The following is an 18,591-nucleotide window of genomic DNA, read 5'->3' on the forward strand; positions in this document are numbered from 1 at the left end:
TAATGAATTAAATTTTAAGCAATGGTTGTTATCACAGCACGATTGTTTTTCCTTTTTCCACTGTGGACATGGGTTTACTTTGATTCAATAAGATATAACCTGCGAGCAGTTCAACAGTAGAAAGCTCAAAGAATGTTCTGACGGCTATTTTCATCCGGAACTCATCCTGTACCGCAGCATCCAGCCGCATTATCAGCAGGGAGTTCATACCCAGTTCAAACAGATTATCGTGTATCCCTACCCGTTCTATCTGTAGTAGCTGAGCACAGATATTTGCCAGTGTTTGTTCCGTTTCATTGCGGGGAGCCACGTACTGGTCTGCCATCCACTCATTGACATCAGGGTCCGGGAGTGCTTTTTTATCGACTTTTCCGTGAGCGGTTAATGGCAGCTGTTTCATTTCCACGATCAGAGATGGAATCATATGAGCCGGCAGCTTCTCTTTCAGGTAATGACCAATTGTTTCTCTGCTGAATGTTGCGGTTGGTACTACATAGGCGATCAGCCGTTTATTTCCCTGCTTGTCCGCTTTGGCAATTACGGTACATTGGTTCACCTCTTCGGATGATTGTAATATGTTTTCTATTTCACCCAACTCTATACGGTAGCCGCGAATCTTCACCTGTTCGTCGGTACGGCCCAGATAAACAACTGTGCCATCGGGTAGCCATTTGCCCAGGTCGCCGGTTCTGTACATCCGGTTGCCCTCACGGAAAGGATCAGCAACAAACTTTGCTGCTGTGAGATCCGGGCGGTTCAGATATCCGCGACCTACGCCGATACCTGACACGCAGATCTCGCCTGTAACGCCCCAGGGGCATAAACGGCCATCCTGATCGATCACATAGATGTGTAAATTCTGTACAGGTTTTCCCACCGGAATCAGGTTGCCTTCAGGTGCACTATACATAAAGTGCAGAGTAATATCATCTGAAGCCTCCGTTGGGCCATAGGCGTTTACCACAGGAATCTTTCCGAAATCCTTATGACTGAACCACTGTTCCAGCAACGGCCTGTTTACCGCCTCACCTGTTACCAGCAGATACTGTAAACATTTTAAGGTTACACCCGTTTCTGCATCCAATACAGCAGAGAGATAAGAAGGTACCAGTTCCAGAATACTGATGCGGTCCACCTCTGCCTGTTTAATCAGGGCAGATGGTTGTAACACCAGTTCTTCCCCATAAATAACAGTACGGCCGCCGCATAATAAAGCAGTGGTCATCTGCCATACAGAAATATCAAACGTATAAGTTGCTGTAAAGGCCAATGCAGCCGTGCTATCCATTTTCAGTTCACTGATCATCGCCAGACTATGATTCAACAACCCAGCATGTTCCACCATGGTGCCTTTAGGCTTACCAGTAGAACCAGAGGTATAGATGGCATAAGCCAGATCGCCGGGAGCGGTAATCTTCACCGGAGAAGTGACAGGCTGATCTCTCAATACTTCCGGGTTATCCAGGCGGACAACCAATGCATTACCTGTACTACTGATATCTTTATTACAGATCATCACTTTTGCACCTGTATCTTCCAGCATAAAGCTGATACGTTCTTCCGGATAGCCGGGATCTATAGGCACGTAAGCACCACCAGCCTTCCATATACCGAGCACGCTCACAATCATATCAAACCCTTTATTCATGCAGATAGCCACGATATTATCTTTGGTAACACCAACGCTACGCAGGTAATGGGCAAGTTGATTGGCTTGTTTATTCAGCTCGCGGTAAGACAGTGTATTGTTGTTATATAACACCGCCACTGCATCAGGAGACTTTAACACATACTCCTCAAATACGTCCATTACAGTTAGCTGTTCCGGATAATGTACTACAGGTCCGGAGAACGTATTCAACAACAAAGAACGCTCTGTACCCGTGAGCAGATCAATATCACCCAGCCTCACTTTTTCCGTGCCTACCAACTGTTGCAGCACTTCCCTGAAGTGGCCGCTCAGCTGCGTTACATAAACCTCTTCCAGCAAATCCTTATTATAACTGAATGTAACATTGGTTTCCCGTGAAGAGGAGATAGTAATATTTAAAGGATAGTTGGTTTGTTCTTTTAATCCGAGGTTGGAGAGTTTTAACTTCCATTGTTTACCGGCAATCACTTCGCTTACCGGATAGTTCTCAAATATCAGCAGACTATCAAACAAATCGCCGCTTACGCCGGTCCAGGTTTGAATTTTACCCAAAGCGGTATGTTCATAATCGCGGGAAGCAATCTGGCTGAGCTGTATATCTTTCAGCCATTGTGTAATATCCTTATCAGCGTCTATCTGCTGATGTAAAGGAAGTGTATTGATGTAGATGCCCACCCTTTGTTCTACATCCGGCAAATCGCCCGGACGGCCGGATACGGTAACTCCAAAGGTAACATCCTTGTTTCCGGTATACACATGCAGGATAAATGCCCATACACCTTGCATGACGGTGTTAACAGTCAGACCGTGATGTTGCGCATAGTTCTCCAAATCCTTATGTAGTGAGGCATCCAGGCGCAGCTTAATATCTTCGTAGGTGCCTCCTCCTCTTGTACGTTCTGTTTCACCGGCAGCGATAAATGGCAATAAACTTCCTGTTTCCACCTCTTTCATATACTCCCGCCAGTAAGCTTCTTCCTTCCATTTATCTTTATTGCCGATATAGCGTATATAGTCTTCGTAGCGATCTTCTGTGAAAGCCGGCTGTGGCCTGCCTTCTGACAAGGCTTCGTAGCTCTCCAGCAACTCTTCCAATACTACAGGCAATGACCAGCCATCCAGTAAAATATGGTGGAAGCTCCATAACATACGGTAGCGATGCGCTCCGGTCCGGAATAGTGTGATGCGCATAAGTGGCACTGATGTAAAGTCAAAGCCCAATGCTCTGTCTTTATCCAGATACTCTGCTATAGCGGTTTCCTGTCTGTCAGTATCCATCTCCCGGTAGTCCAGTATCTCAAATGGAATTTTTGCTTTTTCGTATACACATTGAACCGGAATACCCAATGACTGATAGTCGAAGGCGGTGCGAAGGATGCTATGACGTTTCAATAAATAATTCCAGCTTTGTTCCAGCCAACCAACATTACCCCCTTCAATATCGCAGGTAAACTGTTCTATATAAGCTTTACTGCCATCATCGTACAATCCGTGGAAAAGCATTCCCTCCTGTAAACCGCTGAGCGGATAAACAGTGCTGAGCTGCAGGACACTGGCGGCAGCCTTTGCCGCTAAAAATTTGTCCAGCTGCTGGTATTTCACCTGACCTGTTAATCCGTAATCAGATGGAGTAGGTATGGTTGCTTGTTTGGCCTGTCCGGCACAATGAATGATCAGAGATACCAGATGCTGATAATAGAGGGCCGCTATTTTTTCGATGGTATCCGCTTCATAATGTTTGCTGCTGTAGCTCCATACCAGGGTAAGCAGGCCATGCTGCACCTGTCCGTTTACCATTAGCCGTTCCCTCACCATGTGTTCCTTGCTGATATTCTCTCCGCCTAATTCTTTCGCAAGGAAAAATTTACTGTCATTATCTGAAACAGTATCTATCTGACCGAGATAGTTAAACACAATATCCCAGGGCTGTATATGTTGTAATGCAGCTGTTTTATGGATATACTTTAATACACCATAACCAATGCCTTTGTCCGGCAACTCCCGTAATTGTTCCTTCACACTTTTAATCAATCCGCTTTCGTTGCGGCTGCCGGCATGTAGCAATACGGGATACAGGGATGTAAACCAACCCACAGTACGATCTGTATTGATAGCAGTTCCCAGGTCTTCCCGTCCATGCCCTTCCAGTCCGATCACCACCTCTTCGCTGCCACTCCAGTCGGATAATGTGCGGGCCAATGCAGCCAACAGCAAATCATTGATTTCTGTTTGATAGGCTTTAGAGGCATCCTGCAACAGCTGGCGGGTAAGTTCTGTTTCCAGCCGCATGGTGTGGCTGTTGATATCTTTCATTCTGACTATCCCATCATAACTATTATCTACCGGTAAATGGTAAGCAGCTTGTACCACCTTCTCCCAATAACGGGCCTGAGATAACAGACGAGCCCCTTTGCTGTAATCCTGTAATTCATTATACCAGCCGCGGTAGGAGGCGCTTTTTGCACCCAGGTCAACAGATTTACCGTCCAGTGCGGCCTGTAATAAACGACCGGTATCTTCCAGGAGAATACGCCAGGACACACTATCTACCGCCAGGTGATGAATAACCAGTAATAAACGGTTATGGGATTCAGTCTGCGGGGTTTGGATAAACACCATTCGGACCACATCACCCGAAGCTATATCCAGACTTTGCTGATATTGTTCGCAGCAGGCAGTAATCGATAATGACACTGCTTCCGCGGGCACCTGGCGAAGATCTTCTGTTGCCAGCCTGCTGTAATGGGTACTGTATTGCTGTATCCATTCACCCTCTTTTTGATGATAGGCAAAACGCAGAGCATCATGTTGTTCCTGCAAACGTTGCAATACCGCTGAAAGTATTACTTCATCAATATCCTTATCCAGTGCCAGTAACACCCGTTGGTTATAATGATGCATTCCGGCGGCATTCTCCAGCGCTTCTTCAAAGAAATGCTGCTGAATAGGGAGAAGCCCGGCAGTGCCTTCCAGGATGCCTTGCTCTCCGGCAGATGCCGCTGTTGCTCCTTTTCGTGCAGCCATCACCGTACTTAAACGGGCAACAGTAGGATACAGAAAGACTTCTTTCACCTGTAACTCATATCCTGCGCGCTTGGCACGGCTCACCATCTGGATCGTAATGATAGAATCACCGCCAAGGCGGAAGAAATTGTCGTGTATGCCTACCCGTGTTACACCCAATAATCCTTTCCAGATATCAGCCAGCAACTGTTCTGTTTCATTACGCGGTGCCACATATTCATCCGTTGATAATATTTCAGCGGATGGATCAGGCAATGCTTTTCTGTCTATTTTACCATTGGCAGTAAGTGGCAACGCATCCAATACGATCAACAAGGGCACCATATACTCTGGCAATTGTTGCTGCAGATAAGTAATGGCTGCTTCTCTGTCAAATTCTTTAGCCACTACATAACCTATCAGTTGTTTGTTTCCCTGCTTATCTGCCTTAGCTATTACTGCACACTGACTTACCTGATCAAATGATTGCAATACACTTTCTATCTCCCCTAATTCAATACGGTACCCACGGATTTTCACCTGTTCATCTGTACGTCCCAGATAGGCTATAGTACCATCCGGCAACCATTTACCCGCGTCTCCTGTTTTGTACATCCGTTCTCCGGCTCGGAAAGGATCCGCTACAAATCTTGCTGCCGTCAGATCAGGACGGTTAAGGTATCCACGGGATACGCCAATACCTGATACACAGATCTCTCCTGTTATACCGGCAGGGCATAACTGTCCCTGATCATTCAGTATATAAATGCGTAGATTCCGTACGGGTTTCCCAAGTGGCACGTTGTTATCACCGGGTGTTTGATACATAAAATGATGTGTGATATCATCAGACGCTTCAGTAGGACCATAAGCATTCACAACAGGTATCTTACCATAATCTTTATGGCTGAACCATTGTTCCAGCAGAGATCTACGTACAGCCTCACCCGTTACCAGCAGGTATTGCAGCCTTGTCAACGTTACACCTGTTTCCTCCTGCAATACAGCCGACAGATAAGAAGGCACTAACTCCAGTATGGTCACCGCATCTTCCTCTACCTGTTTTATCAGCCCGGATGGCTGTAACACCAGATCATCCGAATAAATAACAGTCCGGCCTCCGCATAGTAAGGCAGCAAACATCTGCCATACAGAAATATCAAATGTGTAGGATGCAGTAAAGGCTAACACCGTACCTGCGTCCATCTCCAGATCATCAATTTTTGCAAACAGGTGATTGAGCATGCCGCGATGCTCTACCAGCACACCTTTGGGCTTACCAGTGGAACCAGAGGTATAGATTACATAAGACAGATCTCCCGGAGCGGTGATATTTACCGGAGCAATAACCGGTTGATTCTCCAGTATATCCGGGTTATCCGGGTTGATCACAAGCGTCTTGCCGGCAATATCAACTGGCTTATTACAGATCATTACTCCGGCCGCCGCATCTTCGAGGATATAGTGAATGCGCTCATCGGGGTAGTTGGGGTCTATTGGGATATAGGCGCCGCCTGCCTTCCATATACCCAGGATGCTGACAAGCATATCCACGCCTTTATTCAGGCAGATAGCAACCAGGCTGTCTGTCGTAACACCCCTATCACGAAGATAATGGGAGAGCTGATTAGCCCGCTCGTCCAGTTCCCGGTAGGTCAATACATTATTTTCATGCACCACCGCTATTACCTCGGGGCTCTTCAATACCTGTTCTTCAAACAGCTGTACAAAATGTTTGTTTGCTCCATAGTTTACAACCGGTCCACTCATCCATTTCGACAACAGCTGTTCGTCCGGCTGTGTGAGGATAGGGAGTATGCTGATCTGCCGGTCCGGTGTTGCCGCCACTGACTTTAACAACTGCGCATAATGAGCTGCCATCTGCAGTATGGTGGCTTCTCTGAACAATGCCTTACTGTATTCTATTTCCAGTATAAAACCTTCAGCTGTTTCTATCACACCAAAAGTCAGATCGAATTTGGTAATCCTGTGTTCTATAAATTCAGCGGATACAGTAATATCTTTCAGGCGAACAGGCTCCAGTTCTCCAATATTCTGTAACTGAAACATTACATCAAATAGTGGGCTGCGGCTGAGGTCACGTTCTTCTACTACCAGTTCCACCACTTTTTCAAATGGAAGGTCCTGGTGTTCATATGCCGACAACAACATCGTTTTCACCTGTTGCAACAATGTGGTAAACGACAGGCTGCCATCTACCCTGCTGCGCAACGCCAGCGTATTTACAAAACAGCCAATCAGCTTGTCAAATTCATGAAGACCACGTCCTGCCACGGCACTGCCTATACAGATATCATCCTGGCCGGTATAGCGGTATAGGAGGACTTTGAGTACAGACAACATCGTCGTGAATAAGGTAACACCCTGCTGCTGACTATATCGCCGCATGGCATCGGCCACTTTAGCATCCACACTGTAATGCACCTTCCCTCCGGATTGATCCTGCATGGCAGGTCGCTGGTAATCCAGCGGAAGCTCCAGCGGCGTTATTCCACTCAGACGTTCCTTCCAGTAAGTCTGCTGACGTTCCAGCACCACACCACTAACATATGACCGCTGCCAGAGTGCATAATCAGCATATTGCAGTTCGAGGTCAGGTAATAACACCTCCCTCTCTTCAGCATAGGCTGTATACAATACAGACAACTCCTCCATAATAACAGGCATAGACCAGCCATCAGCAGCAATATGATGCAATACCAGCGCCATCACATACTCTCCCGCTGCCACCTGCAACCAACCTGCCCGCAGCATATGATCTGCTGACAAAACAAACGGATGTTCCAGGAAAGAAGTTACATCAACCGGCGCACTAATAGTATCCATCGCCCAGCTGTTTGCAGGCAATACTGACTGATAAGCTACGCCATCTTCTTCAACAATCACCGTCCGCAACACCTCATGGCGGTTGATGATAGTTTGCAGCGCACGCTCCATAGCAGAACGGCTTACGTTACCCTTCAGCTTCAACACCATTGGAATATGATAATGTACACTGCCTTCCAGATGATCAATAAACCACAAACGTTCCTGGCTATACGATAATGGAACACGTGCCGGCCGGGGCTGAGCAGAAAGTACCGGCAACGGAGTATTGTATTCTTCCTGTGCAATAAAAGCTGCAAGAGCAGCTACAGACGGATAACTGAACAGATCTTTTACAGAAAGGGCCGTCTGCAGTTGTTTTCGAATGACCGTTATTAATCTTATCGCCAGCAATGAATGCCCACCCAGTTCAAAGAAATTATCGTGTACACCTATACGTTGTATCTGCAACTGTTCCTGCCATATAGCAGCCAGCGTATGTTCCATCTCATTGCGCGGAGCTGTGTATGTATCCATTGAGGCACTTATTTCCGGCTCCGGCAGTTTTTTCCTATCCACCTTACCATTGGCTGTCAGCGGAAGTGTTTCCAGCGCTACCCATAACGCCGGCACCATATAATCGGGCAAATGTTGTTTTAAGTAATTCATTACCGGACCTTTATCAAAGCCCGCAGCTGATGGCACCACATACCCCACCAGCTGCCTGGTACCCGAACCATCCTGTTTGGTATGTACCACCACTTGTTTTACCAGACCGCTTTGCTGTAGTACCCGTTCTATTTCACCTAATTCTATGCGGTAGCCACGCACCTTCACCTGTTCATCTGCACGGCCCAGGTACAGGATATTGCCGTCAGGCAACCATTTAGCCGTATCGCCGCTGCGGTACATGGTTGCTCCAGGTTCATCTGTAAATGGGTCCCTGATAAACCTTGCAGCCGTTAATTCCGGGTTGTTCAGATAACCGGCTGTAACACCAGCACCACCGATGTACAGCTCTCCTTTAACACCAACAGGTACCGGATGGCCTTCATTATCCAGAATATAAACCCTCACATTGGCGAGTGGTTTACCTATGGGTAAAGTTCCTGTTGGGTAAGACCTGCTTCCCGTATATTGATAAATCAGTGCAGAGATGGTGGTTTCCGTAGGTCCGTAGATGTTATAGAAATCAACATAGCTACTCCATCGTTCAGCCAATTCACTACGGCATGCCTCTCCTCCGGATACAATCCTTTTTAATGCACTGTATTTGCCGGCTGTAATATTGGAGAGCAGCCCGGGTGTAACCTCCAGATGCGATATACGTTGTTCATGTAAGAGCTGTTCTAATAACGTCATATCAGCCAGTACCTCCTTATCTGCCAGCACCACCGTTACCCCATTCAACAGGGCAAAGAACAGCTGCTCCACAGAGGCATCGAAGCTATAATCCGAAGTCATCAATATTCTTTCTTCCGGTGTTATCTGATATGCTTTGCTCTGGCAGTGTATCAGGTTTACTACACCACGATGCCTGGCGATCACCCCTTTGGGTTTGCCGGTAGAACCGGAAGTATAAATCACATAAGCTGCCGCTGAGGACTGAACCTGTCTGCTAAGCGCAGTAACAGGGAAGGTATCTATCTTATTCCTGTCTCCATCCAGCAGGATAATAATCCCAGTATTATTCTCCACTGCTCCTTTGCTGGCATGGCTGCTTAATATGACCTGTACATCTGTATCTGTGAGTATATGACTGATCCTTTCCGATGGGTAGTCCGGGTCTATAGGCACATAAGCTGCACCTGCCTTCAGGATGCCCAGGATACCCACAATCATCTCCAGAGACCTTTCTATACATATACCTACATATGTTCCGTTGTTTACACCGATATGTTGCAGATAATGCGCCAGCTGATTGGAGCGTTGCTCCAGTTCGTTGTAGCTAAGCGTTTGTCCGCCTGCCACGACTGCAGTCACCAACGGATGAAGGACAGCTTGTTCAGCAAATAAAGTATCAATCGTTTTATCTTCCGGATATGCTTCAACGTTATCATTGAAGGTTTTCATCAAATCAAGTCCATCTTCCTTATCCAACAGTTTCAATGTGCCGATGCGTTCTTCCGGTGCTTGTATTACCGCCCGCAGCAATGCCTCATACTGCCCAATCAGTTGCACAACCGTTTCTTCACTAAACAGATCCGCGAAATACTGGATAGTCCCCAATAAGCCGTCCTGGCTTTCCTGCAGCGACAGCGTCAGATCTAACTGAGAAGTGGTACGTGACACCGGTACTTCTGACAACTGTACATCACCAAAACGAAGTGCTGGCAAATCAGGCATGTTCTGCCATACAAACATCACCTGGAACAAAGGATGACGGGTAAGATCACGGGTAGTCACCACAGCTTCCACTACTTTTTCAAAAGGAGCTTCCTGATGAGCATAGGCATCCAGCGTGGTTTGTTTCACCTGCTGCAAGAGTGTAACAAAGGAAGGATTATCCTTCAGATCACTCCGCAACACCAGCGTATTAATGAAGAAGCCTATCAGCCCTTCTACTTCCTGCTGGGTTCTTCCGGCCGTAGGACTTCCTACAGAGATATCTTCTTCACCAGTATAACGATACAACAACACCTTTAAGACCGTCAGTAACGTCATATACATGGTCACGCCCTGTTGTTGTGAAAATGCTTTCAGCTGCGCTGATAAATCACTATCCAGCTGGAAGTACTTATAGGCTCCCCGTTTGCCGGTAAAGGGCGTCCGGGGGTAGTCATAAGGCAATTGCAGTACATGCGTCTCCGTTAGCTTGTTTTTCCAGTACCCGAGTTTTTTATCCAATAAAGTGCCGGAGAGATGTTTGCGTTGCCAGATAGCATAATCAGCATATTGTATAGATAACTCTTCCAGTTGTGCAGGTCGCTTGTTTAAGAAGGCACTATACAGTTCCACCAACTCTTTTATAAGGATAGCCGAAGACCATCCATCAGAAGCAATATGGTGCAATGTAATGACCAGAACATGTGTTGTTTCTCCCAATACGATAAGCTGTGCCCTTAATTTATGGTCTGTTGACAGATCAAACGGTGTTTCAATAAACGACCGGATATGTTCCTCCAACAGATCCTGATTTAAATTAGCCAGCCCCTCCGTTATTTGTAACTGCCACAAACCCGCATCCAGTACATGTTGGTAGGCCGTACCTTCTTCTTCCGTGATAACGGTCCGTAGTACCTCATGACGGTCTACAATTGTTTGCAGAGCCATGGACAAAGCTATACGGTCAAGTGTTCCTTCCAGCTTAAAGGCTGCAGCAACGTGATAGTTGGTGCTTCCTTCCAGCTGATCGATGAACCATAAACGTTCCTGACTATACGAAAGCGGGATGCGACCCGGCCTTTCCTGGCGGGTTACCGCCGGCATCAATACATTACCGGCACGCTGATCTAACTGTGCTGATAACTGGCTGATAGTAGGATAGTCAAAAACATCAGCAATCGTTACTTCTACCGACAGCTGTTTACGCATCGCCGAGATGAGGCGGATAGCCAGCAGCGAATGCCCTCCCAATGCAAAGAAATCATCGTGTAGCCCTACCTGTGGTACCTCCAGCAACAACGACCAGATAGCGGCAAGCGCTGTCTCCAATTCAGTAACCGGCGCTGCATACGTGCTGGTAGCCACACCGGCTGTTTCCGGATCCGGTAAAGCACGACGGTCAATCTTTCCGTTGTTCAGCAGCGGGAATTGCTCCATCACCACCAGCTGTGCCGGTACCATATAGTCCGGTAACTGTGCTTTTAAATAAGATAACAAATCAGATTTATCAAATGCACGTGCAGCCGTAACGTAACCCACTAATGTTTTGGCCTCTCCTCTTACCACCACAACACCCTGTTCCACACTTTCATAGGCGTTCAGTGTACGTTCTATCTCCCCTAACTCTACCCGGTAACCACGGATCTTCACCTGATCATCTCCACGGCCAATGAACAAAATGTTGCCGTCCGGAGCATACTTCACGATATCACCCGTGCGGTACAACCTACCTCCTTCCAGGAAGGGATCATCGATAAACCGTTCTGCTGTGAGGGTTTCATTATGAAGGTAGCCCGCAGCCACCCCATCACCACCGATGTATAACTCTCCCGGAATACCTGCAGGACACAGTTCCATCGCAGGGCTCAGTACATAAACACGGGTATTGGAGAAAGGCTTCCCTATAGGAATATGCGGACCATAGACAGCATGATCATTCACCACATGCAGTAATTTTCCGATAGTCGTTTCCGTAGGACCATAGTGATTAACAATCGTACATCCTTTACCGGTAGCCTGTATACTATCTACCACAGCCGTTTCCAACGCCTCACCTCCAAATATCAACAGTTTTTCCGGTAACAGCAGCCTGTCCGGAGCCGATACCGCTTTCCAATAGGAAGGCACCACCTTGATACAATCTATCCGATGAGATTCGAAATAAGTATGCAGTTTTTCACTATCGTTGATAAAGGCCTTGGAAAAGAGATGTAGTTTTCCACCGCTGGCCAGTGAACCATATAACACGGTATTACCCAGATCGGTCGCGATACCGGTCAGCAAAGCAAAGGAATGGCAATCTGTTATGGGAACAGCCGCCTGCAAACCGGACAGGTAATCAGTCAGATTACGATGGGTGACCATTACACCTTTAGGCGCTCCTGTACTGCCGGAGGTATAGATCACATACAACAACTGCTCAGCTGATGGACGGGGAAGAGAAAGGATTGTTTCCACAGACAGTTCTTCATCCAGTGAAACCACCTGCGCCATGGTAGAGGGCAACAGGCCGCGACAGGTACTACTGCTGACTATCAGCGTAGCGGCGGTATCCTTCAAAATATAACTAATCCGTTCCTGCGGATAATCCTGTTCAATAGGAACATAAGCGCCGCCGGCCTTCAGGATACCCAGGATGCCTACTATCATATCGGCGGAGCGCTCTATGAACAGCGGCACTAACGTATTGGCACCTACGCCGTGGTGATGCAGATAAGCAGCTAACCGGTCAGAGCGTTGGTTCAGTTCCTGATAACTCAGTGTTTTTCCTTCAAACACCAGCGCAGTGGCTTGTGGCGTACGGGCTACCACAGCTGCAAAGTTATCCAGGATAGTTTGATCTGTCCCTGTTAATGTTAACTGATTATTGGCAGATAATAGCAGCTCCCGTTCTGTAGAGGTTAACAGCTCAATATTGTTAATATGCTCCACCTGATCATCTACTATCTGCAAAAGCACATGATTGAACTGTGCAGCGATCTGTTGCACATAAAACGTGTCCAACAGATCATTGTTATAACTAAATAGCAGTCGGGTGGTTGTTCCTGTATGAATGATGATGGTCAAAGGATAGTTGGTATGCGGATGGGCGGCCAGGTTGGTTATTTTCAGCTGCCAGTCTTTCAATGCCAATACACTGTTCAGGGGATAATTCTGAAACGTGATGGAAGTATCGAACAGATCTCCTGTAATGCCGGTACGCTGTTGAATATCCTTTAATCCTGTATATTGATATTTGCGGCTTTCCTGCTGACTTTCCTGCAGTTGCTGCAACCATGCAACGATACCATTCTCCCGCTCTACCGTCGTATATAGGGGTAGTGTATTGATAAACATACCAACCCGCTGTTCCACTCCCTGCAACTCTTCCGGCCTGCCGGCAACGGTGATGCCAAATGCGATATCCTTACGGCCTGTATAACGGTACAACAGGTAACTCCAAACGCCCTGCATCAACGTATTTTGTGTAATATGATGACGACGGGCATATAACGCAATCCTGTCAGACACCAACGTATCCAGCTGTAACAGATGTTCTTTATAGACGCCCACTCCCTTTGTACGGCCGGCTACCGCTCCAATGAAAGGCAACAGGCACCCCTCACTCATCGTACGCAGGTAATCACTCCAATACTGCAATGACTGGTCCTTATCCTGATAGTCGAGGTACCGGATAAAATCTCCGAACCTGTCTTCTACCGTGGCGGCTGGCTTTTCGCCCGTAATAGCCGTCTCATAATACTGCAGCAGCTCAGCAAGCAATATCGGCAAAGACCATCCATCCAACAGAATATGATGGAATGTCCATATTAAGCGGTAGTGATCATCTTCAAGCCGGATCAGACAGAAACGCGTCAATGGAGCCTGGTTAAAATCAAAGCCCAGCCGGCGATCGGCTTCTTCATATTGGGCTATCGCTTTCTGTTGCTCGCTTTCGTTCAGATGCCGGTAATCCAGTACTGTTACTGGCAATTGTACATCCCTGAGCACACACTGTACCGGAACGCTGAATTCATCGTAATAGAAAACGCTGCGCAGGATGGTGTGCTGTTGTACCAGATGCTGCAGACCCTGTAAGAGTATCGTTTCGTTGAACGCTCCCAGATCACAGGTCAATTGCTCAAGATAGACATCTGATTGCTGATTGTACAATGAATGAAACAGAATACCTTCCTGCAAACCAGTCAGGCGATACAAACCAGTCAACTGCTGGCGGCGTGACATACCACCGTAAGGAGCATCCAAAAATTTATCCAATGCTTCATGATCGATATACGCTCCCAGCCCATAGTCCGCAGGAGTAAATGAAACCGCCCGTTGAGAAGCACAGTGATCGATCAGCATCTGCAAATTGGATAAATAATCCGATGCCAGCTTTTCAATACCGGCGAGGCTATAATGCCTCGTGCTATAACGCCAGTTCACTACCAGCACACCTTCCTGGATATAGCTGTCGATTGCTATTTTTTCATGAACCCGGTGTTCCTCACTGGCAAAAAGACTCAGCGATTCCATAGGAGCACTCAGCCAGGCATTCCGGGCCACCAGGCTATCCAGTTGCCCGAGGTAGTTAAACAGGATATCCCAGGGAGTATTTCCCCGCAGGGAGGCCACCTGGTTGATATATTTCAATACGCCATATCCTATGCCCTTGTCGGTTATTTTACGTAACTGCTCCTTTACCTCTTTTATCAGCGACGCATTGTTATTCCTGGTCTTCACCTCCAGCAATACCGGGTACATACTGGTAAACCAGCCAACGGTACGGTTGATATCAATGCCGGTAGTAATGTCTTCCCTGCCATGTCCTTCCAGCCCCACCACTACACTATGGTTGTCATTCCATGCTGTGAGTGTTAAAGCAAGTGCGCTTAATAAAATATCATTGATCTCTGTATGATAAGCTTTAGGTGCCTCCTGGAGCAGGCTTTGCGTTTGTGCCGCATCCAGCTTTATTACCAGACTTGCTGTATCAGCCATGGTAACCGGACCCTCATAAACATTTTCTACGATTGAGGGAGTAAACCTTTCCGTGATTTTTTCCCAGTAGGATTGTTGGTTTAATAAACGGGGCAATTTACTGTAGTCATCCAATGCATGATACCACTGGCGATAGGAACTACCTTTATGTCCCAATACACTGGTCATTTCAGCATCATCAGCATTCAGCAGTAATACAGCATCTTCCAGTAAAATCCTCCAGGATACACCATCTACAGCAAGATGGTGCACAATCAGCAGCAAACGGTTCTCTTCTTCCTCATCGGGGGTGAACACCAGTACAGCCTTAAAGAGAATACCATTTCCGATATCCGTACTGCGCTGGAACTTTTCTCCCTCAACTGCAATGCTGGCAGACAAGAAAGCCGGGTCGGTACCCCGCAGATCCAGTATTTCCAATGCAGGCTCCTCACTTCCGTATGTCTGTTCCCAGGTACCTCTTTGGTATTGATAGCCGAAACGCAAGGCATCGTGATGACGCACCAGTTGAGTGATAACCCTGGATAGTTTATCCGCGCTGGCAGTCTTGCTTACTTTCAGTAACAGGCTCTGGTTGAAATGAGTTCCGGTGTTGTTTGTTGTTTCAAAATAAAACTGCTGTACAGGCAATAATCCGCTGTTGCCGGTCAGTATTCCCTGTTCGCCGACAGTCCTGGTATTTTCCTGTTTCAACAGAAAAGCTGAAAGCGCAGCAATTGTTTGACAAGCAAATAAATCGCGGGGTTGTAATTCGTAGCCGGAACGCCTTGCACGGCTTACAACCTGAATTGTAATGATAGAGTCACCACCCAGCTCAAAAAAGTTATCGTATATCCCTACCCGTGACACAAGCAGCAATTCCTGCCAGATATCCGCCAGTATTTGTTCCCGTTCATTGCGGGGAGCTACATAGTCCTCCGTCAGTAGTTCATGTACATCAACAGCGGGCAAAGCTTTTTTGTCCACCTTACCGTTTGTACTGAGCGGCAATTTATCGAGGGGTATCAAAAAGGCCGGCACCATATATCCCGGCAGTCTCGACTGCAGATAGGCCAGGATAATATTTTTGTCGAAATCTCCCCGGGGCACTACATAACCTATCAATCCCTGGTTATCAGCCCTGGGCACTACCACAGCCTGACTTACCAGTTCGCATTGCATCATTACACTTTCAATCTCACCTGTTTCGATACGGTAGCCACGGATCTTCACCTGGTCATCTTTTCTGCCCAGATATTCGATATTCCCGTCCGGCAGCCATCTTGCCTGGTCGCCGGTACGGTACATTCTTGCATGTGCAGTATGCGCAAACGGATCATTGATAAATTTCTGAGCCGTTAACTCAGGGCGGTTAAGATATCCGCGTGCCACCTGTACTCCGCCGATGTGTAGTTCTCCTGGCACTCCTATTGGCGCTATGTGGCCAGATGCATCCAGTATGTACAGAGATGTGTTGGCAACGGGTTTCCCGATAGGAACCATTTCAGGGCTGACATCATCTTCCGGCACTGGCCAGCAGGTTACATCAATGGCAGCCTCCGTAGGGCCGTACAGGTTATACAAGCCGGCGCGGATTTTTTTCTGTTTGAATGCCTGTACCTGCTGCGGCAACAAGGCTTCACCACTACAAAGCACACGTCGCAAACCAGGACAATCACCTGTTTTAATATTCTCCAGAAAAGCATGTAACATGGAAGGCACAAAGTGAATAGTGGTGATACCCTGTTGTGCAATAACTGCCTTCAGATAATCAGCATTCCTGTGTTCTTCCGGTAGGGCAAACACCAGCTTGGCACCGGTGATCAGCGGCCATAACAACTCCCATACAGATACATCGAAACAGAAAGTAGTTTTCTGTAGTACCGCATCAGTGCTATCCAGCTTAAAATAATCCTGTGTCCACAGCAATCTGTTTAACAGCCCTCCATGCTCATTCATTACACCTTTGGGCTGACCGGTAGTACCGGAAGTATAGATTACATATGCCAGGCTGGCCGGAGTAAGGGAAGTAGATGGTGCTGTATTGGGATAATCATCTATACTGCTGCGATCATCATCCAAAGTGATCACCTGTATGTTGCCTGTTGCGTGCAAACGTGAAGCTGTGGCTCTATCAGAGAGCAGCCAGCCAGCACCGGTATCTGAAAGCATAAAACGGATCCTGTCTTCCGGATAATCCGGATCGATAGGTACATATGCAGCTCCTGCCTTTAAGATTCCCAATATGCCTATTATCATTTCCACAGAACGTTCCAGACAAATCGGCACTAATGTTTCCTCTTTTACACCCAGGCTTTGCAGATAATGCGCCAGCTGATTGGAGCGCTCTTCCAATTGCTGGTAGCTGATAGCAATATCTTTAAATACCACCGCGGTGGCCTCAGGTGTACGCGATACCTGGGAAACAAACAGGTCCAGCCATGTTTGGTCCGGAGGATATGCTACCGCAGTAGCATTGAATGCAGACAACAATTCGTGTTCTTCTTCATCCGGCAGAATGCTGATCTGCCCCACAGGTGCATCCAGACTATCTTTAAACTGATGCAGAATATGCATAAGACGCTGCGCGATTAAAGGCATCTCTTCTGCAGAAAAGAACTGTGCCTGATAATCCATCCTCAGCTGTATCGGCTGTTGTTTACCATAATCCTTCCACATCAGCTCCAGCGGGAATGAAAGGTCCGGATTAGATAGCGTGGAGGTAGTCGCTTTTACACCTCCTTCCATTTGTATCTCAAAATCAAGCAGCGCATAGTTTACGATCACTTCAATCAGGTAATCGTTGATATGGCCGATCTGCATCATTTTTTTCAGATCGCTGACAAGATAGTTCTGATAACGATAATCTTCCCTTTGAGAAGAAGCGATCTGTTTCAACAGCTCTATCAAAGTAATATCCGGCTGATAAATCCCTTTAAAAGGAATAACACCCATAAAAATACCGGGGATGGTCCGTAATTGTTTCGTTCTTCTTTTATGTAACGGAACACCAAATATGATAGAAGTCTGCAATGTCGATTTAGCAAAATAGATCAATAATGCAGCTATTGTCAATTGCTGCAAACTCACGCCTGACCGCTTTTCCAATTCGTCCATCCAAGCTCTGTCTTCATTTGCGATATCCAGCAGATAAGTACCTCCCTCTTTCTGATGCGCAGTACCTTGTCTTTTCTTCAGCACGCTATCCGGTTTCTCACCGATTCTTGTTTTCCAGTAAGCACCCTCTCTGGCATAGTCTTCAGATTGATAATAGGCATGGGCCTTGATAGCTTCATCCCGATAGGAAGGGAAGCTGAATGTTACCTCCTCTCCTTTTACCAGTGCATTATACTTTTTGGCAACGTATTGGAAAACAGCGGCAAGGCCTATACCATCTATTAACAGATGATGATGTTTAAAATACCACCAATACTCTCCTTCATTTATGTTGATGAGATAATATTCATACAACAATGGATCTTTTCCCAGTCTGAAAGGGATATTCAGTCTGTCTTTTATCCATTGCTCCATTACAGCACTATTGTCCGGTATATCACTGGCATCCACTTCCTCCATAGGATATGACAGGTAGCTGTCATCAAAATACATATGTGGTATATCATCTGTGACACCAAACCTCATTCTGAGTGCATCAAATACAGCTGGCAATGAATAAACCGCAGCTGCAAATTTTTCTTTATCAAGAGAGCCTGTTATTTTCAGGTATCCGCCTGTGTTATAATGAGAGCTATCAGGATATATCAATTGATCCATGAAAATATCATGCTGCGCTGGGTGCAGCGAAATCGCCTTTTGGAACATATTGT

General features: G+C 46.8%; 1 protein-coding gene. It reads right to left on the reverse strand.

Annotated elements, in window-relative coordinates:
• Positions 1 to 31: 31 nt before the first annotated feature.
• A complete protein-coding gene (locus DF182_RS01655) occupies positions 32 to 18,586 on the reverse strand; it encodes a non-ribosomal peptide synthase/polyketide synthase (RefSeq protein ID WP_113613952.1) in 18,555 nt (6,184 codons plus the stop codon).
• Positions 18,587 to 18,591: the final 5 nt, after the last annotated feature.

The sequence above is a fragment of the Chitinophaga flava genome, assembly GCF_003308995.1.
Lineage (GTDB): Bacteria > Bacteroidota > Bacteroidia > Chitinophagales > Chitinophagaceae > Chitinophaga > Chitinophaga flava.

What these genes read in the sequence shown, in the direction of transcription:
- DF182_RS01655 (WP_113613952.1), bottom strand. Translation starts at nt 18,586, where the DNA reads ATGTTCCAAAAGGCGATTTCGCTGCACCCAGCGCAGCATGATATTTTC.